General features: G+C 66.7%; 16 protein-coding genes. 13 read left to right on the top strand and 3 right to left on the bottom strand.

The window, feature by feature from the left end; genetic code table 11:
• Window positions 1-2 precede the first annotated feature (2 nt).
• The 3 genes from ngg to G6N36_RS08145 all read right to left on the bottom strand — a co-directional run bounded on the left by ngg (window position 3) and on the right by G6N36_RS08145 (window position 5,281).
• The gene (gene ngg / locus G6N36_RS08155; protein ID WP_163686066.1) at window positions 3-1,769 is read right to left on the bottom strand and encodes an N-acetylglutaminylglutamine synthetase; all 1,767 of its coding nucleotides are present in this window, start codon (window positions 1,767-1,769) and stop codon (window positions 3-5) included.
• The gene (locus G6N36_RS08150) at window positions 1,766-3,568 is read right to left on the bottom strand and encodes an N-acetylglutaminylglutamine amidotransferase (protein WP_163686065.1); all 1,803 of its coding nucleotides are present in this window, start codon (window positions 3,566-3,568) and stop codon (window positions 1,766-1,768) included. Before G6N36_RS08150 ends, ngg begins: the two co-directional genes overlap by 4 nt.
• Window positions 3,569-3,736: 168 nt before the next feature.
• A complete protein-coding gene (locus G6N36_RS08145; protein WP_163686064.1) occupies window positions 3,737-5,281 on the bottom strand; it encodes an amino acid permease in 1,545 nt (514 codons plus the stop codon).
• Between the two features lie 180 nt (window positions 5,282-5,461).
• Here G6N36_RS08145 and G6N36_RS08140 point away from each other — a divergent pair, with 180 nt between their 5' ends.
• The 13 genes from G6N36_RS08140 (at window position 5,462) to G6N36_RS08080 (ending at window position 17,759) form a co-directional block, all read left to right on the top strand.
• Window positions 5,462-6,841: a glutamine synthetase family protein gene (locus tag G6N36_RS08140; protein WP_163686063.1), complete on the top strand. Its 1,380-nt coding sequence runs from the start codon at window positions 5,462-5,464 to the stop codon at window positions 6,839-6,841.
• A 94-nt stretch (window positions 6,842-6,935) separates the two neighbouring features.
• The gene (locus tag G6N36_RS08135) at window positions 6,936-7,655 is read left to right on the top strand and encodes a gamma-glutamyl-gamma-aminobutyrate hydrolase family protein (protein WP_235690246.1); all 720 of its coding nucleotides are present in this window, start codon (window positions 6,936-6,938) and stop codon (window positions 7,653-7,655) included.
• Window positions 7,652-9,016: an aldehyde dehydrogenase family protein gene (locus G6N36_RS08130; protein ID WP_163686061.1), complete on the top strand. Its 1,365-nt coding sequence runs from the start codon at window positions 7,652-7,654 to the stop codon at window positions 9,014-9,016. Before G6N36_RS08135 ends, G6N36_RS08130 begins: the two co-directional genes overlap by 4 nt.
• A complete protein-coding gene (locus G6N36_RS08125; RefSeq protein WP_179964914.1) occupies window positions 9,013-9,789 on the top strand; it encodes a 3-oxoacyl-ACP reductase in 777 nt (258 codons plus the stop codon). Before G6N36_RS08130 ends, G6N36_RS08125 begins: the two co-directional genes overlap by 4 nt.
• A 15-nt stretch (window positions 9,790-9,804) precedes the next feature.
• Window positions 9,805-10,554, top strand: coding sequence for a FadR/GntR family transcriptional regulator (locus G6N36_RS08120; protein ID WP_163686059.1), 750 nt, complete (start codon window positions 9,805-9,807; stop codon window positions 10,552-10,554).
• Between the two features lie 61 nt (window positions 10,555-10,615).
• Window positions 10,616-10,957, top strand: coding sequence for an ArsR/SmtB family transcription factor (locus G6N36_RS08115; protein ID WP_163686058.1), 342 nt, complete (start codon window positions 10,616-10,618; stop codon window positions 10,955-10,957).
• 24 nt (window positions 10,958-10,981) lie between these two features.
• Window positions 10,982-13,834, top strand: coding sequence for an AfsR/SARP family transcriptional regulator (locus G6N36_RS08110; RefSeq protein ID WP_163686057.1), 2,853 nt, complete (start codon window positions 10,982-10,984; stop codon window positions 13,832-13,834).
• Between the two features lie 118 nt (window positions 13,835-13,952).
• Window positions 13,953-14,222, top strand: coding sequence for a hypothetical protein (locus G6N36_RS08105; RefSeq protein ID WP_163686056.1), 270 nt, complete (start codon window positions 13,953-13,955; stop codon window positions 14,220-14,222).
• A gap of 78 nt (window positions 14,223-14,300) precedes the next feature.
• Window positions 14,301-15,131, top strand: a complete 831-nt coding sequence (locus G6N36_RS08100) for a class I SAM-dependent methyltransferase (protein ID WP_163686055.1) — start codon at window positions 14,301-14,303, stop codon at window positions 15,129-15,131.
• 71 nt (window positions 15,132-15,202) lie between these two features.
• Window positions 15,203-15,904 carry an energy-coupling factor ABC transporter permease gene (locus tag G6N36_RS08095; RefSeq protein ID WP_372512217.1) on the top strand — a complete coding sequence of 234 codons (702 nt, stop codon included), beginning with the start codon at window positions 15,203-15,205 and terminating at the stop codon, window positions 15,902-15,904.
• Window positions 15,901-16,251, top strand: coding sequence for a PDGLE domain-containing protein (locus G6N36_RS08090; protein WP_163686054.1), 351 nt, complete (start codon window positions 15,901-15,903; stop codon window positions 16,249-16,251). Before G6N36_RS08095 ends, G6N36_RS08090 begins: the two co-directional genes overlap by 4 nt.
• 3 nt (window positions 16,252-16,254) lie before the next feature.
• On the top strand, window positions 16,255-17,028 hold the full coding sequence (gene cbiQ, locus G6N36_RS08085) for a cobalt ECF transporter T component CbiQ (protein WP_163686053.1): 774 nt from the start codon (window positions 16,255-16,257) through the stop codon (window positions 17,026-17,028).
• A gap of 47 nt (window positions 17,029-17,075) precedes the next feature.
• Window positions 17,076-17,759 carry an energy-coupling factor ABC transporter ATP-binding protein gene (locus G6N36_RS08080; protein WP_235690245.1) on the top strand — a complete coding sequence of 228 codons (684 nt, stop codon included), beginning with the start codon at window positions 17,076-17,078 and terminating at the stop codon, window positions 17,757-17,759.
• The last annotated feature ends 9 nt before the right edge of the window (window positions 17,760-17,768 follow it).

Genomic DNA, 17,768 nt, shown 5'->3' with positions numbered 1-17,768 from the left:
GTCTAGCTGGTGGGCACCTCGTCGGGCGTCCAGGCCTGCGGCAACGCCGGACTGCCCGGGAAGAGGAAGTCGACGAAAGCCTTTGCGGTGGGCTGGGGCTCGTGGTTGGCCAGCCCGGGACGCTCGTTGGCTTCGATGAACACATAGTCGGGCGCGGTGACGTCGGGAACCAACAGGTCGATGCCGGTCACCGGAATGCCGATCGCGTCGGCGGCCTTCACGGCGACCTCGCTCAGATGCGGGTTCACCTTCCCCGTCACATCGTGGATCGTGCCGCCCTGATGCAGGTTCGCCGTTCGACGTACGCGCAGGGTGCGGCCTTCGGGCAGCACGTCGTCGAACGAGAAGCCCGCCTCGGCGACCGTGGCCTCGGTGACGTCGTCCATCGGAATGCGCGATTCGCCGCCGGTGGCGGCGGCGCGGCGTCGGCTCTGCGCCTCGATGAGTTCGCGAATCGTGTGGTGGCCGGTGCCGACGATTTCGGCGGGCTTGCGTAGTGCAGCGGCCACCACCTTGCCGTCGATCACCACCAACCGCAGATCGTCGCCGGGTGCGCGCTGCTCGATCAGCACGTTCGGGTGCTCTTGCCGCGCCCGTGCCAGGGCCGCGTCCAACTCGTCGGTGTCGTTGACCCCGACGGTGATGCCCTTGCCCTGCTCCCCGCGGGTCGGTTTGACGACGACGTCGCCGACCTCTTCGAGGAAGGCGTGGTCGTGTTCGTCGAATGTGGCCAGACGTCCCTTGGGCACCTGGATCCCGGCCTCGGACACCAGACGTCGGGTCAGCCTCTTGTCGTCGCAGCGTGCCATCGCCACCGCGGAGGTGTACTCCGACAACGACTCCCGCGTGATGACACTGCGACCGCCATGGGACAGGCGCATCTCGCCGGCTCCCGCGTCGAGGACCTCGACCCAGATCCCGCGGCGCATCGCCTCGTCGGCGATGATCCGCGCATACGGGTTCAGATCGTCGACGGTCTCCGGGGGATGGGTGAACAGCGGCTCGTTGATCGCGTTCTTCCGTTTGACGGCCATGACCGGAACGCGCTCGAACCCCAGCTTCTCGTACAGGCCGATGGCGGCCTCGTTGTCGTGCGCCACCGACAGGTCCATGTAGGCCCGGCCACGGTCGCGGTACAGCGCGGCCAGCGCGCGGGTGAGTGCCGCGCCGACACCCGGCAGGCTGGTGGTCGGATCGACGGCCAGCGTCCACAGGCTCGAACCGTTCTCGGGGTCGTCGAACAGCCGCTTGTGGTCGACCCCGGTGACGGTGCCGACCAACGATCCGTCGTCGTCGCGGACCGCCACCAGGTAGTCGAGCGCATCGCGGCCTTCGCTGTTGTCCCACAGCACCTCGACGGGTGCGGGAACCATTCCGCAGCGCACGTAGACCCGGTTGATGTCCTCGGCCTCCTCGGGACGCTCCAGCGATCGGACGGTGAACCCGGTGGGCGCCGTGCGCTGCGCGTCGTCGTCGGAGAACCGCAGCCGATAGGTGTGACTCGGGTCGATGAACAACTCGGCGGGAGCCATGGCGACGAGCACGTGTGGCTCGCGGGCGTACATACAGATGTCGCGACGACCATGCCCCTCTTGCCGCAACACCTCGGCGAGCTTCGCCGGGTCCGCGAACGTCTGCCCGAATATCAGCCGGCCCCAGCCCATTTCGACGGCCACGTCGTCGGCCATCGCGTCGACCAAGTGCTGGGGCGACGCGTCGTGCAGGCCGAGCGTGATCGCTTCGGTGCTTTCGGGGTTCAAGGCGGTCACGCCGCCGTCCCGTTGATCCCGTGGCGCTGCAGCCACAGTTCCAGCAATCCAAGCTGCCAGAGTTCGTTGCCGCGCAGCGGGGTCAGGCGACCGTTCGGGTCGGCCAGCAGGTGGTCTACCGCGTCGGGACGGAACAGCCCGCGCTCCTTGGCGACCGGAGCGTAGAGCGCATCGCGCACCAGCTCGAGGTACGGACCCTCCAGGTGGGTCAGCGCCGGCACCGGGAAGTAACCCTTGGGCCGGTCGATGACTTCGGCGGGGATCACCCGTCGGGCAGCCTGTTTGAGCACGCCCTTGCCGTCGTGGGCGATCTTCAGCGCGGGTGGGCACGTGGCGGCCAACTCGACGAGCTCGTGATCGAGGAATGGCACCCGGCCCTCCAGGCCCCAGGCCATCGTCATGTTGTCGACGCGCTTGACCGGGTCGTCCACCAGCATCACCGTGGTGTCGAGCCGGAGGGCGCGGTCGATGCCGGTGGCCGCGCCACGGTGCGCGAAGTGCTGGGTGACGAACTCCCCGCTGGGGTCGCTTTCCACGAGATAGTCCGACGAGACGAGTGCGGCGACGCCGGCGGGGTCGCGGTCGAAGAACGCGCCGCGATAGCTGGCCACCGCGCTGTCCAGCGAGGCGGCGTCGGCCATCGGCGGATACCAGTGGTAGCCGGCGAACACCTCGTCGGCGCCCTGCCCGGACTGGACCACCTTGACGTACTTGGCCACTTCTTGGCTGAGCAGATAGAACGCGACGCAGTCGTGGCTGACCATCGGCTCACTCATGGCGCCGATCGCGCCGTCGAGCGCAGGCAGCATCCGGTCGGTACCGATGCGGATCTGATGGTGGTCGGTGCCGAATCGCTCGGCGATGATGTCGGAATACGTGAACTCGTCGCCAGCCACGCCGCCCACCGACTCGAAACCGATGGAGAAGGTCGCCAGACCATGCTGGCCCGCCTCGGCGAGCAGTCCCACGATCAGGCTGGAATCGACCCCGCCGGAGAGCAGGCAGCCGACGGGCACATCGGCGACCAGCCGGCGGTCGACCGCGACGCGCAGCGACTCCAGAACCGCGTCCTCCCAGTCACGTTCGGACCAGTCGGCGCGATCGGCGTGCGGGGTGAAGTCGGGTTCCCAGTACGTGGTGTCCGTGCGCCGGCCATCGGGCTCGATCGCGACCAGGGTCGCGGGCGGCACCTTGCTCACGCCGCGCAGGATGGTCTTCGGCGGCGGGACGACGGAGTGGAACGACAGGTAGTGATGCAGCGCCACCGGATCGATGCGGGTGTCGACGCCGCCGCCGGCGAGCAGTGCGGGCAGTGACGACGCGAACCGGATCCGCGATGCGTCCTCGGTGAGATACAGCGGCTTGATGCCCAGCCGGTCGCGGCCGAGCAGCACCCGTCCGGTGTCGCGTTCGACGATCGCGAACGCGAACATGCCGTAGAGGCGGTCCACGAAACGGTCGCCCCAGTGGTGGTAGGCCTTGAGCAACACCTCGGTGTCGCTGTGCGAGAAGAAGCGGTATCCGTGCTGCTCGCTCAGCTCGCGGCGCAACTGCTTGTAGTTGTAGATGCAGCCGTTCCACGCAATGGCCAGCCCGAGCTCGGAGTCGACCATCGGCTGCGCGCCGGCTTCGGACAGATCGATGATTTTCAGGCGACGATGACCGAGCGCGACCCTGCCTTGCGACCACACGCCTGCCCCATCGGGTCCTCTCGGCGTCATGGCCTCGGCCATGGCGGCGACGGCGCTGCTATCGGGGGTACGTCCGTCGAGGCGGACCTCGCCGGTGGCTCCACACACCTGTTCGACCCTACTTCTGTATCGGCGCTTCCTCAATCGGGCTGACTGCGGCCGTGCGTCGGCGACCGGCGCGGACGTTAATTACCCAGGATGGGCAGGGTCAAACTCGGTGGCCGCGATGCCGATCGAGACGATCCTCACAAGGATCCCTCGAGTCGACACACGTGGTCAGTCGGTATGGCCCTTCAGGATCTCGTCCTCGATGGTGCCGCCGAGCCCTTCGGCCTCCGGGTCGAAGCCGTGCAGGCCTCCTGTCACCGCGTACTCCTCCTCAGGGGAGAGGACGAGGCGATGACGACCGTAGAACCCGAACACCAGCAGGCCGATCACGTAGAAGACGATGATTGCGATGATCGCGATCTGATAGTCCGGGTTCAACAGCACCCCGACGAAGGCGAGCCCCGCGATGAACAGGGCCACGATCGCGCCCGCGTTGCCGGTCGGGCTGACCCACGGGCGGCGCGCGTTCGGGAACTTGCGCCGCAGGAGCACGAACGAGATCATCTGCAGGCCGTAGGCCAGCACTGCACCCCACACCGCGATGTAGAGCACGACGTCACCGGCGCCCTCGTTGAAGTTGACGATCAGCAGGGCGACGAAGCCGATGACGGCGCCGGTGATCAGCGCGACATAGGGTGTCTGCCGAGACCCGGTGAGTGACAGGGGTTTCGGATAGTAGCCGGCCCGGCTCAGCGAGTACATGTTGCGGGCGTAGGCGTACATGATGCCCTGCAGGCTGGCCAGCAGGCCGATCAGGGCGAAGCCCGACAGCGCGGCCGCCCAGCCGGCGGGCAGGAAAGCGCGGAAGCCGTCGAGCAGGGGTTCGTCCGACGCGCCGAGCGCCTCGGCGCCGGTCACCGCGGGGTTGAGGAAGAACACGATCGAGCCGGTGGCGATCAGCGTGATCAGGCCCCAGATGCCGGCCCTGGGAATGTCCTTGCTCGGGTTGTGCGACTCCTCGGCGGCCAGCGGCAGCTCCTCGATGCCGAGGAAGAACCAGATCGCGAACGGCAGTGCGTAGAGGATGCCGAGGACGCCGAACGGCAGGAACGTGCTCGAGCCCGCCGCGTTCGGGTCGGCCGCGATGTCGAAGAGCCGGGAGAAGTCGACGGCGCCATTGACGACGGCCATCACTGCGAACAGCATCAGGATGCCGATCGAGATGACGGCCACGGTGATCGCGAACTTGAACGACACTTCCGCGCCCACCGCGTTCAGGCCGACGAACACGGCGTAGAGGATGATCCACCACACCCAGCTCGGCATCGACAGTCCGAACAGTTCGCTGGTCACGGCGTCGGCGTAGCTGGCCGAGAAGTAGACGATCACCGCGGTGGTGAAGACGTACTCGATGGTTTCGGCGAAACCGGTGACGAAGCCGCCCCACGGCCCCATTGCGGCACGCGCAAACGAGTACGCGCCGCCGGTGTGCGGCATGGCCGCCGACATCTCGCCGATCGAGAACAGCATCCCGAAGTACATGACGATGATCACGACCGATGCGATCGCCAGACCGCCCCACCCGGCCTCGCCGATGCCGAAGTTCCAGCCTGAGAAGTCGCCCGAAATGACGGCGGCGACACCAATGCCCCAAAGGCCCCAGAAGCCCGCTGTCCGCTTCAGCTGTCGCTTCTCGAAATAGCCCTCGCCGGCCTGGCTGTACGTGACGCCGCCCGAGCCCTTCATGTTTTCGCGGGCCTTTTCGTTGGCCATGGCTTTCGCTCCTTTGTTGCGGATATGCGGCATAGGGAGAATAAACTCGCCAAAGGTCGGTTGTCCTACCTTTGGGAGTGACAATCATGTAAAGCGCAGGGTGACAACCAGGCCGGGCAAACTTCAATGGTTGACAGCAAGTCAAACTTCCGTATCTCCGACGATGAAGGGCAGGGCTGCATGAGCCAGAACCCCGGCATGTTGTCGCAAGCCGACCTCGAAAAGCTGGTGGCCGACGGGGACGTCGACACCGTCATCCTGGCGTTCTGCGATATGCAGGGGCGGCTCACCGGCAAGCGGGTGTCGGCGCGATTGTTCATCGAAGACGTCGCTGAGCATGGCGCGGAGTGCTGCAACTACCTGTTGGCCGTCGACGTCGACATGAACACCGTCGACGGCTACGCGATGTCGAGTTGGCAGACCGGCTACGGCGACATGGTGATGAAGCCCGACTTCTCGACGCTGCGACGCGTGCCATGGCTGCCGGGCACCGCGCTGGTGATGGCAGACCTGGAGCGCACCGACGGTGACCCGGTGACCCCGGCGCCACGCAGCATCCTCAACCGCCAGATCGACCGGCTGTCCGAGCTCGGTCTGGTGCCCTACGTGGGGACCGAGCTCGAGTTCATGGTGTTCGAGGATTCCTACCGCGACGCGTGGACGAAGGGCTACCGGAACATGACGGCGGCCTCGGACTACAACGTCGACTACGCGATGCACGCGTCGACCCGAATGGAGCCGCTGCTCCGCGACATCAGGCTCGGCATGACCGGCGCGGGAATGTACTGCGAGGGCGTGAAGGGCGAATGCAACCTCGGGCAGCAGGAGATCGCCTTCCGCTACGACCACGCGAGGGTGACGTGCGACAACCACACGATCTACAAAAACGGTGCCAAGGAGATTGCCGATCAGCACGGCAAGAGCCTGACGTTCATGGCGAAATTCGATGAGCGCGAAGGCAACAGCTGTCACATCCACATTTCGTTGCGCGGCATCGAGGACGGCGAGCCGAAGGTTCCCGTGTTCGCCGACCCCGGCGCATCGGACGGAATGTCGACGATGTTCCGCAGCTTCATCGCCGGCCAGCTGGCGACGCTGCGTGAGCTGACACTGTTCTACGCACCGAACATCAACTCCTACAAGCGATTCGCCGAGGGTAGCTTCGCACCGACGGCCATCGCGTGGGGGATGGACAACCGAACGTGCGCGCTGCGCGTGGTGGGGCACGGTCCGGGCATGCGAGTGGAGTGCCGCGCGCCCGGCGGCGACGTCAACCAGTACCTCGCGGTATCGGCGCTGATCGCCGGCGGCCTACACGGTATCGAGCATGAGCTGGAACTGCCGGAACCGTTCGAGGGCAACGCCTATACGAGTGGCGCCGAAAGCCTTCCGACCACGCTGACCGAGGCCGCGGCGCTGTTCGAGAAGTCCGAAGTGGCCCGTGCGGCGTTTGGCGAGGACGTCGTGGAGCACTATCTCAACAACGCCCGCGTCGAACTCACCGCGTACAACGCCGCCGTGACGGACTGGGAAAGGATGCGGGGCTTTGAGCGGCTTTGATTCTGTGACGAGCAGACGCGAAAACCCCCAAAATGCGGCCGAAAAGGGGGAGTTCACGTCTGTTCGCGGGGAAAGTGTCCGCCCGGTCGTCGGACTGACCACGTATCTGCAGCAGGCGCAAACGGGGGTGTGGGACGTGCGCGCCAGCTTCCTACCCGCCATCTATTTCGAGGGTGTCGGGCTGGCGGGCGGCATTTCGGTACTGCTGCCGCCGCAGCACGTGGACGACGAGATCGTCGACAGCGTGCTCGACGGACTCGATGGGCTGATCATCACCGGCGGGCGGGACGTCGACCCTGGCACCTACGGTCAGGATCGGCACCCGGCCACCGATGAGGCCAACGAAGACAACCGCCGGCGTGACGCATGGGAATTCGAGCTCCTCACCGGTGCTATCCGGCGCGGCCTGCCCGTCCTCGGTATCTGCCGCGGCGCACAGGTGGTCAACGTCGCACTCGGCGGCACCCTGCACCAGCATCTGCCTGACGTACTCGGCCACACCCGCCACCAGCAGGGCAACGCGGTGTTCTCGACGTCGTCGGTGCGCACCGTTCCCGGTACCCGGCTGGCGTCGCTGATCGGGGAGTCGTCGGACGCACAGTGCTACCACCATCAGGCCCTCGACCGCCTCGGTGAAGGTCTGATCGTCAGCGCGCAGGACGACGACGGCGTCATCGAGGCCGTCGAGATCCCCGGTGACCACTTCCTTTTGGCGGTGCAGTGGCACCCCGAGGAACGGCTGGACGATCTGCGTTTGTTCGCCGCACTGGTCGAGGCAGCCGCAGCGTATTCGAGAGAAAAGGTGACCGCGTGACGGCTAGTGAGCTGATCAACCCCGCGACGGAGGAACTGCTGCGCACGGTCGAGCAGACCAGCATCGCGGGTGTCGACGACGCAGTGGCGCGCGCCAAGGTTGCGCAACGCGATTGGGCGCGTCTGGCACCCGGCGACCGGGCCGCCGCCTTGCGGTCGTTCGCCGCCGCGGTCGACGCGCACGTCGACGAACTGGCCGCGCTGGAGGTCGCCAACTCCGGGCATCCGATCGGCAATGCGACGTGGGAGGCGGGCCACGTCCGCGACGTCCTGCAGTTTTACTCCGCCACACCGGAACGATTGTCGGGCAAACAGATTCCGGTGGCCGGCGGCCTGGACATCACCTTCAACGAGCCGCTTGGCGTCATCGGGGTGATCACGCCGTGGAATTTCCCGATGCCCATCGCGGTGTGGGGTTTCGCACCGGCCCTTGCCGCTGGGAACGCGGTCCTGGTCAAACCCGCCGAATGGACGCCGCTGACCACGATCCGGATAGGCGAACTCGCCGTCGAGGCGGGCCTGCCCCCCGACCTGTTCCAGGTGTTGCCGGGAAAGGGGTCGGTGGTCGGTGAGCGGTTCGTCACCCATCCCGACGTACGCAAGATCGTCTTCACCGGTTCCACCGAGGTCGGCACCCGCGTGATGGCGGGCGCCGCGGCTCAGGTCAAGAGGGTGACCCTCGAGCTGGGCGGCAAGAGCGCGAACATCGTGTTCGACGACTGCGATCTGGAAAAGGCTGCAGCCACCGCGCCCTACGGGGTTTTCGACAATGCCGGGCAGGACTGCTGTGCGCGCAGCCGGATCCTGGTGCAGCGCAACGTCTACGACCGCTTCATGGAGCTGCTCGAACCCGCGGTCAAGGGCGTCGCGGTCGGTGATCCGGCGTCCAAGGACACTGAGATGGGTCCGCTGGTGTCAAAGTCGCATTGGCAGAGCGTCGCGTCGTATGTGCCTGGCGACGCTCCGGTCGCCTTCCGCGGTGACGCGCCGTCGGGGCCGGGCTACTGGTTCCCGCCGACCGTGCTGACCCCGGAGCGCTCCGACCGCACGGTGCGTGAGGAGATCTTCGGCCCGGTCGTTGCGGTGCTCCCGTTCGACGACGAGGCCGACGCCATTGCGCTGGCCAACGACACTCCCTACGGCCTGTCCGGGTCGATCTGGACGGACGATCTGTCGCGTGCCGTCCGGGTGTCGCGCGCGGTGGAAGCCGGCAACCTGTCGGTCAATTCGCATTCGTCGGTGCGGTACAACACCCCGTTCGGTGGATTCAAGCAGTCGGGTCTGGGCCGTGAGCTCGGGCCCGATGCGCCACTGTCATTCACTGAAACCAAAAACGTCTTCTACGCGATCGGAGATGCCTGATGGATCTGACCCAGCGACTGGCGGGCAAGGTCGCCGTGATCACCGGCGGCGCCAGCGGGATCGGGCTGGCGAGCGCCAAGCGGATGCGCGCCGAGGGCGCCACCGTCGTCATCGGTGACATCGATCCGACGACCGGGAAATCCGTTGCGGACGACCTCAACGGAACCTTCGTCCAGGTGGATGTCTCAGATCAGGCCGCGGTGGATGCCCTGTTCGATACGGCCGCCGAGACGCACGGTTCTGTCGACATCGCCTTCAACAACGCGGGTATCAGCCCGCCGGAAGACGACCTCATCGAGACCACGGGTATCGACGCATGGCAACGGGTGCAGGACATCAACCTGAAGTCGGTGTTCTTCTGTTCCAAAGCCGCACTGCGCCACATGGTTCCGCAGCAGAAAGGGTCGATTATCAACACCGCGTCGTTCGTGGCGGTGATGGGGTCGGCGACATCGCAGATCTCCTATACCGCATCCAAGGGCGGCGTCCTTGCGATGTCCCGTGAACTGGGAGTGCAGTTCGCGCGTCAAGGGATTCGCGTGAACGCGCTGTGCCCCGGACCGGTGAACACACCGCTGCTGCAGGAACTGTTCGCAAAGGATCCCGAACGTGCGGCGCGCCGGCTGGTCCACATTCCCGTCGGCCGGTTCGCAGAGCCGGAGGAGCTGGCCGCGGCCGTCGCATTCCTGGCCAGCGACGACTCCTCGTTCATCACGGGGTCGACCTTCCTGGTCGACGGCGGCATCAGCTCGGCGTACGTGACCCCTCTCTAGCGGCCGGTAGGAATCATGACTGCGGATCCGGACGTACCGCTGGCCAAGGCTGGATTCGCCGCCCCAGCGGCGAGCGAGGCTCTGCTGCGCCCGGTTCGGCCCGGGAACGCGTTCGAGGACACGGTCGGGAGGCTCCTGCAGACCATCCGGCTCGGCGTGCTCGCCCCCGGCGAATCGCTGCCGCCCGAGCGCGAGCTGGCATCGCGGCTGGGCGTCAGCCGCGACACCGTGCGGGAGGCCATCAAGTCGCTGGCCGACGCCGGGTATCTGGTGTCGCGGCGAGGCCGCTACGGCGGCACCTTCCTCGCCGATGAGTTGCCGAGGCACACCCAGGACACCGACGCGGTGACACGCGCCCAGATCGACGACGCGTTACGGCTGCGGGAGATACTCGAGGTCGGAGCGGCGCGGCTGGCCGCCAACCGGACCCTGACGGCACCCGAACGCGAGGAGCTGTGGGCGCGTCTGCGTGATGTCCGCGGCGCCGCGCCCGGCGACTACCGCCGACTGGATTCGAGGCTGCATCTCGCCATCGCCGAGGCCGCCGGATCGCCGTCGTTGGTGCCGTTGGTGGCCGAGAACAGAATGCGCCTCAATGTCTTGCTGGACCAGATCCCGTTGCTGCCGCGCAACATCGCGCACTCCGACGAGCAACACGAGGCGATCGTGATCGCGATCCTGGCCGGCGACAGTGAGGGTGCGGCATCGGCCATGCTCGCCCACGTCGAAGGCTCGGCCACTCTGCTGCACGGGTTCCTCGACTAGCCGGCGTGAACACGAACGTCATCGCGGTCATCCGGGCTGCCAGGGGGGTTAGATTTGACGGATGGTGGAAGCAGGTGGCCACGCGGGCGTCGATGCGGTGGTGCGACGGGCATCGTCGGCGCTCGCCGACGTCGACACCGGCGGCTGGGCGCAGCGGTTCGACCTGCTCTCCGACCCGCATCGGCTGGAGATCCTGCTCGTCCTACACCGCGCACCCGGCATCAACGTCGGTGACCTTGCCTCGGTGCTCGGACGGTCCGAGAACGCCGTGTCGCAGGCGCTGCGGGTGCTGCGCCAGCAGGGCTGGGTGAGCTCCACCCGGGTCGGTCGGGCGGTGAGCTACCGCCTCGAGGACGAGATCGTCCACGATCTGTTGCACTGGATCGGCGCCCGGCACGGGTGAGTGAGTAAGCGGAAAGCTGTAGGCGTGAAGGTGGAGTTCCGGCTACTCGGCGACGTCGAGGTCCGGTCCGACGGGCAGCACCTCGACGTCGGGCATGCCCGGCAGCGCTGCGTTCTCGTCGCGCTCCTCGTCGACGTCAACCACGCGGTCACCGCCGATCAACTCATCGACCGCGTGTGGGCGAGCGAGACGCCGTCCAGGTCCCGTAACGCGCTGGCCGCCTATGTATCGCGCTTGCGCCAGTCCCTCGGGGGCGCCGAAGATGTGGCGATCGTGCGGAGTCCCGGGGGCTACACCCTTCACGCCGACCCGATGTCCGTTGACCTGCATCGCTTCAGGCGGTCGGTTGAAGCAGCCCGCGCACTGGCGGATGCTGCCGCATCGGCCACCGCATTCGACGCCGCCCTGAAACTCTGGCGTGGTGAGCCTTTCACCGCGCTGGACACCCCGTGGATGAACGATGTTCGGGACTCGCTTCTGCTGGAGCGGTTTTCGGCGATGCTCGACCGCAACGACGCTGCGTTGCGTGCCGGTCGTCATAGCGAACTGCTCGCCGAGCTGACGGCCGCCGCGCTGACTCATCCGCTCGACGAGCGGTTGGCCGGGCAGCTGATGCTCGCGCAATACCGCAGCGGCAGACAGGCCGAAGCCCTTGAGACGTACCGGAAGACGCGCGAAAAGCTCGTTGACGAACTCGGTGTCGATCCCAGCCCGCTGCTGCAATCGGTACACCAGCAAATCCTCGATGGTGAGCCGGCACTACCCGTGCGCGTCGCCACGCGCCCATTGGCCGGACTTCCGCGACGCACCACCAGCTTCGTCGGTCGGGGACGCGATATCTCGGACATCTGCGCGGCGCTGGCCGACAGTCCGCTGGTGACATTGACCGGCGTCGGCGGAGTGGGGAAGACGCGATTGGCACTGGAAGCGGCCGCGCGAGAACAGGCACGTTTCGCCGACGGTGTGTCGATCTGCGAACTGGCGCCGATCGAGGACGGATCGGCTGTGGCACATGCGGTCGCGGCGGCGCTGCGCCTACAGCAGCAGCAGGGGCTCGGTATCGACGACACGGTCATCGAGTACCTCCGCGCACACAACATGCTGCTGGTCATCGATAACTGCGAACACGTTCTGGAAGATGCGGCGCTGCTGCTCGACCGGATAACGGGCGAGTGCCCCGGGATCACGGTGCTGGCCACCAGCAGGGAAGCGCTCGGTCTTGCCGGGGAGCGCATCATCGCTGTGGAACCACTACCCGTCGACGACGCGACGGAACTGTTCGCCGATCGGGCGAAGGCGACGCGGTCTGATTTCGACCTCGAACGCGAACCGGTCGGGGCGGTGGCCGAGATCTGCAGACGGCTCGATGGCCTGCCCTTGGCAATCGAATTGGCCGCGGCCCGGATGCGCGCGATGAGCAGCCTCGAGGTGGCCCGCCGGCTGGACCGTCTGCGAATGCTGGCCGGCGGGGCGCGCGGGACCCATCCACGCCAGCAGAGCCTTTCGGCGACCATCGATTGGTCCTATCACCTTCTCTCAGAGCCCGAGCGGACCCTGTTCGCGCGGCTGTCGGTCTTTGCGGGTGGTTTCGACATCGAAGCCGCACACGGCGTCTGCAGTGACGAGGGAGCCGACGAGGACGACACTCTCGACCTACTGACGGGACTCATCGACAAGTCAATGGTCACCGCACGGGGAGGCACGCGAACTTCGCGGTACGGCATCCTGGAGACCCTGCGTGCATACGGTCGGGACCGCTTGCGGGACAGCAACCTTGACGCGCAATACGCGAAGCGTCATTCGGTCTACTTCACGGTGCTGGCCGAGCGTGCCGCTGCGGGCACCCAAGGGCGCGACGAGCAGATGTGGGTCGAGCGGATGCTGCCCGACTACGACAATCTGCGCACCGCGTTCGAGCACTTGATGGCGGCATCCGACCTCGACACCGCGCTACGGCTGGTCACGGCACTGCCCGAATTCGTCCATCTGCGAATAGGTTACGAGTCGTCCGGCTGGGCGGAACGTCTCGTCGAGTTGGCCGACAGCAACCACCCTCTGTATGTCGCAGCCGTCGGTTTCGCCGCGCGGGGCGCGTGGAACCGCGGTGACTTCACCTCAGCGGTGTCGCTGGCCTCGCTCGCGGACGGACGAGTACCGGGGCGAGGTAACGGACGCGTCGCTTATCCGGGTGACGTACTGGCCGACGTCGCGCTCTACCAGGGCGATGCGGCTACGGCCTTGGCGCACTACGACAGTGAGGTGGCGCGCGCACGACGCGATGACGACCCGATTCGATTGGTGTGGACGCTGTTCTACGTTTCGATCTGCCATGCCGCGATGCGCACCCCGGATGACGGCATCGACGCCGCGGAGGAATCGCTGCGAGTGGCCGAGGAAACCGCGAATCCGACGGCGCGGTCCATGGGGCGTTACGCCCTTGGCCTGGTGCTCAAGAAATCCGATCCGGACCGGGCGCTGGTGTTGTTCGACAGCGCCGCCGAACTCGCCGCCTCGGTGCAGAACTTCTGGTGGCACGGGATCGCGCTGATGGAGGCGGCGGCTACCCGCGCGGTGCACGGCGACCCGTCGATCGCGGCGCAGGCTCTCATCGAGGTGCTCGACCACTGGGACCGGGTGGGCGATTGGAGTCAGCAGTGGCTCAACGTCCGCTACGTCACGCGCTTCCTGGCCCGAATGGGCGCGCACGACAATGCCGTCGCATTGCATCATGCGCTCGTCGGCGCGAAAAGGCTCTCGCCACTCGAGGAGGACCAAACCAGGGCGATCGGCGAGCAACAGCAGGGCGCCCTGAGCCCATCCGAGGCAGTGGTGCTGGCCCGCGCGAGTCTGGTTCGCTACGCCTCGCATCCGGCCTAGCCCTTTTGACCAGGACATTTCACGATCGTCCAATGTCTGCCGAACCTCCGCACGCGACGGTGTTGTCGTCACGAGCTCACCGGAATCAGCCGTTGAGCGGAAGCAAAGGAGACACAACATGGAGAACCGCGGAATGTTCAAACGAGCGATGGCGGCGGCGCTGCTGTCGGCGACCCTCGCGACGCCGGTGACCGCCCTCCTCGCCACGGGCACGGCCAACGCGAGGCCGATCGAGAGCCCGAACTGCGATCGATATCTGCATTCGTTCGAAAGCAGCATGAGCGCGGCCAGGGTGGCGCGTGCGCAGGGCGACGACAGGGCATATCGCGACTGGATGTCGCTTGCCGGCCAGGCAAAGGCGAACTACAACAGGCATTGCCTGGGGTAAGCCGTTGGCCAGGCGGGGTGCCACTGCCCGCCTGGTTCGCAACCATTCCGCCACAAACCAACCAAGGAAGAAGGAATCATGACCAGCACCGCGACAAATGATCGTCAGCTCAAGGCCAAGCACCGGGCGCTGTGGGCGTCGGGAGATTACGCGGCCGTCGCCGCGGAACTCATTCCCGCGCTGGGGGTCGAACTCGTCCGCGCGAGCGGCGTGAAGCCGGGTGACCACGTCCTGGACGTGGCCGCGGGCTCGGGTAACGCCGCCATCCCCGCCGCCGAGGCGGGCGCAATCGTCACGGCGAGCGATCTGACACCGGAGCTGTTCGACGCCGGGCGTGCCATTGCCACGCGCCGGGGGGTCGAGCTGGAATGGGTGGAAGCGGATGCGGAGGCTCTTCCGTTCGCCGACAACAGCTTCGACGCCGTCATCTCGTGTGTCGGGGTAATGTTCGCGCCGCACCACCAGGCGGCCGCCGACGAGTTGGTCCGGGTCACCCGTCGTGGCGGCACGATCGCCCTGCTCAGCTGGACGCCCGAAGGGTTCATCGGCAACCTGTTCAAGACGATGAAGCCGTATGCCCCGCCGCCTCCGCCCGGAGCCAGCCCCGCCCCGTTGTGGGGTTCGGAGGATCACGTCCGCGAGTTGTTCGGAGATCGCGTCAGCGATCTGACGATGTGGCGGCAGACCGTGATGCTCGACCACTGCACCGAGCCCACGCAGTTCCGGGAGTACTGGAAGAGCAACTACGGGCCGACGATCGCCGCATACAGGTTCAACGCGGACGCCCCCGACCGGATCGAGGCCCTCGATCGTGACTTCCTCGAGTTCCTCACCAGCTGGAACCGGGGCGACGATCAGCGCGCCGTCTGGGAGGCCGAATACTTGTTGACCACCGCCACCAAGCGTTAGGACGGCCGACACCTACACATGAACATCTGTTCAGCTAGACAGGTGTTCGGTGTGGGTTCTAGGCTCACCTGGTGGTTGTGAATACGGTCGCCATGCACATGAGCGACGGCATCGTCAACGCCCCGACATCGGTGATCTTCGGAGTCATCGCCGTGGCCGCCATCGGATTGTGCGCGGCGAAAGCACGCACCGAACTCGACGAACGCACGGTGCCGCTGGCCGGTCTCGTCGCGGCGTTCATCTTCGCCGTGCAGATGGTCAATTTCCCGATCCTGCCCGGCGTCAGCGGGCACCTGCTCGGCGGTGCCCTGGCCGCGATCCTGGTCGGCCCCTACACCGGTGCGCTGTGCATCGCGATCGTCTTGATCGTGCAGTCGCTGCTGTTCGCCGACGGCGGGATCACCGCGTTGGGCACCAACATCACCAACATGGCCGTCGTCGGTGTCGCCGTGGGGTACGGGACAGCCGTGGCGCTGTACGCGATCGCGCGGCGGCGCAAAGCCGATCTGCCGGTCCCCGCGCTCGGCGTCATCGCGTTCATCGCCGCACTGATCGGAACGGTCTGCGCGGCAATGGCGTTTGTCGTCGAATACGCGATCGGCGGCGCCGGCGCCACCTCGCTCGACACAGTGGCCGCCTACATGTTCGGCACGCACGTGCTGATCGGCGTCGGGGAAGGACTGATCACTGCCGTAACCGTGATGGCCGTGGCACGGTCGCGCCCTGACCTCGTCTATCTGATGCGCAGCGCCCGGACGGTGGTGCCGGCATGAAGCGTTGGTCGTTCTGGCTCGCGTTTGCGGCCGCCACCCTGCTGATCGCCGGGGTTGTCTCGTACTTCGCGAGTTCCAGCCCCGACGGGTTGGACTCCGCGACGCTGCAGGGCTGTGAGGTGACAGAAACCGTCGACGGTGAACAACTCACCGGTGACTGCATTGCACAACACGCGTCCGAGCACGCCCTGTCCACGTCACCGCTGGCCGACTACTCCATTCGCGGACAGGACGGCACCGGCGGGATCGCGGGCATCATCGGCGTCGTGGTCACCGTGGTGATCGCAGGCTCGGCATTCTGGCTCATTGCACGAAGCCGACGATCTGCCGACGACAAGCAGTCCTGACGCATGGGTGCTGGCGCGCATCCGCTGTATCGCCACGACGAGTCGGCCGTACACCGGACACCCGCCGAGGTGAAGATCGTCTGTCTGCTGGTGTTCGTTCTCGCCGTCGTCGCCACGCCCCGGGAAATGTTCTGGCCGTTTGCGATATACGCCGTGATCATCGTCGCGACGTGGCGTCTCGCGCAGATACCGCTGCGGTGGGTGTTGCCGCGCATGTTGATCGAGGCGCCTTTTCTGGTGCTCGCCGTCCTATTGCCGTTCGCCGAGGGCGGGCAGCGCATCGATGTAGCGGGACTGCAGCTTTCGGTAGCCGGACTGTGGGCGGCCTGGGGCATCGTCGTCAAGGGCACACTCGGTGTGGCGGCCGCGTTGACCCTCGCCGCGACCACATCCGCAACCGAGCTACCCGCCGCGCTGAGCCGGCTGGCCGTACCCGCAGTGGTGACATCGGTGCTGGTTCTGATGATCCGTTACATCGACCTGCTGGCGGCCGAGGTGAGCCGTATGCGGATGGCCAGGATCGCGCGCGGTGACTCGCCGCGGGCACTGCATCAGGCCCGCGCGATCGCGACTGGCATCGGAGCGTTGTTCCTGCGCTCCTACGAACGCGGCGAGCGGGTGTACGCCTCGATGTTGTCACGTGGATTCGACGGTAGGGCACCGGATCTCGCGGTGATCGGCGCCCCGCCGAGGGCGGTGGCGTCCCAGTGGGTGGTGGCGATGCTGCCGGCTGCCGCGGCGGTCGTCGTATCGGTGACGGCCTGGGTGACGCTGTGAGCGCCATCCGCGTCGAGGCGCTGCGCCACGTCTATCCGGACGGGCATATGGCGCTCGGCGGCGTCGACCTCGAGGTGGCCGATGGCGAACGGATCGCGGTGCTCGGACCCAACGGGGCGGGAAAGACGACGTTGATGTTGCATCTCAACGGTGTCCTGACCGCGACGACCGGGTCGGTGCAGATCAGCGGAATCCCGCTGAACCGCAAGAGCCTTCACGACATCCGTAGGCGCGTCGGGTTGGTCTTCCAGGACCCCGACGACCAGTTGTTCATGCCGACGGTCGCGCAGGACGTCGCTTTCGGTCCGGCGAATTTCGGGTTGCGCGGTGAGGAACTCGCCGCCCGGGTGGCGAGCGCGCTTGAGGTCGTGTCGTTGACCGAAGACGCCGAACGCAGTCCCACCCATCTGTCGGCGGGTCAGCGGCGCAGGGCGGCATTGGCCACCGTGCTGGCCTGCCAGCCGGACATCCTCGTGCTCGACGAGCCCTCGGCGAACCTGGACCCGGTCGCGCGGCGCGAATTGGCCGAGACGCTCTCGGGGCTGAACGCCACCATGTTGATCGTCACGCATGACCTGCCCTATGCGGCACAGCTGTGCGACCGGGCCGTGGTGATGGACGGTGGCGTCATCGTCGCGGACGGCGCGATCACCGACATTCTGTCCGATTCGGAATTGCTTGCCTCGCACCGCCTCGAACTGCCGTGGGGCTTCTCGGTCAGAAATCGTTGAGGCGACGGA

Source organism: Mycolicibacterium gadium, assembly GCF_010728925.1.
Classification (GTDB): Bacteria; Actinomycetota; Actinomycetes; order Mycobacteriales; family Mycobacteriaceae; genus Mycobacterium; species Mycobacterium gadium.
Note: the sequence above shows the minus strand (reverse complement) of the source record. Positions and strands in the feature narration are given on the sequence as shown.

Excerpts from the sequence above, each read along its gene's own strand:
- G6N36_RS08145 (WP_163686064.1), bottom strand. The coding sequence starts at position 5,281 with ATGGCCAACGAAAAGGCCCGCGAAAACATGAAGGGCTCGGGCGGCGTC.
- G6N36_RS08140 (WP_163686063.1), top strand. The coding sequence starts at position 5,462 with ATGAGCCAGAACCCCGGCATGTTGTCGCAAGCCGACCTCGAAAAGCTG.
- G6N36_RS08120 (WP_163686059.1), top strand. The coding sequence starts at position 9,805 with ATGACTGCGGATCCGGACGTACCGCTGGCCAAGGCTGGATTCGCCGCC.
- G6N36_RS08115 (WP_163686058.1), top strand. The coding sequence starts at position 10,616 with ATGGTGGAAGCAGGTGGCCACGCGGGCGTCGATGCGGTGGTGCGACGG.
- G6N36_RS08105 (WP_163686056.1), top strand. The coding sequence starts at position 13,953 with ATGGAGAACCGCGGAATGTTCAAACGAGCGATGGCGGCGGCGCTGCTG.
- G6N36_RS08100 (WP_163686055.1), top strand. The coding sequence starts at position 14,301 with ATGACCAGCACCGCGACAAATGATCGTCAGCTCAAGGCCAAGCACCGG.
- G6N36_RS08090 (WP_163686054.1), top strand. The coding sequence starts at position 15,901 with ATGAAGCGTTGGTCGTTCTGGCTCGCGTTTGCGGCCGCCACCCTGCTG.
- cbiQ (WP_163686053.1), top strand. The coding sequence starts at position 16,255 with ATGGGTGCTGGCGCGCATCCGCTGTATCGCCACGACGAGTCGGCCGTA.
- G6N36_RS08080 (WP_235690245.1), top strand. The coding sequence starts at position 17,076 with ATGGCGCTCGGCGGCGTCGACCTCGAGGTGGCCGATGGCGAACGGATC.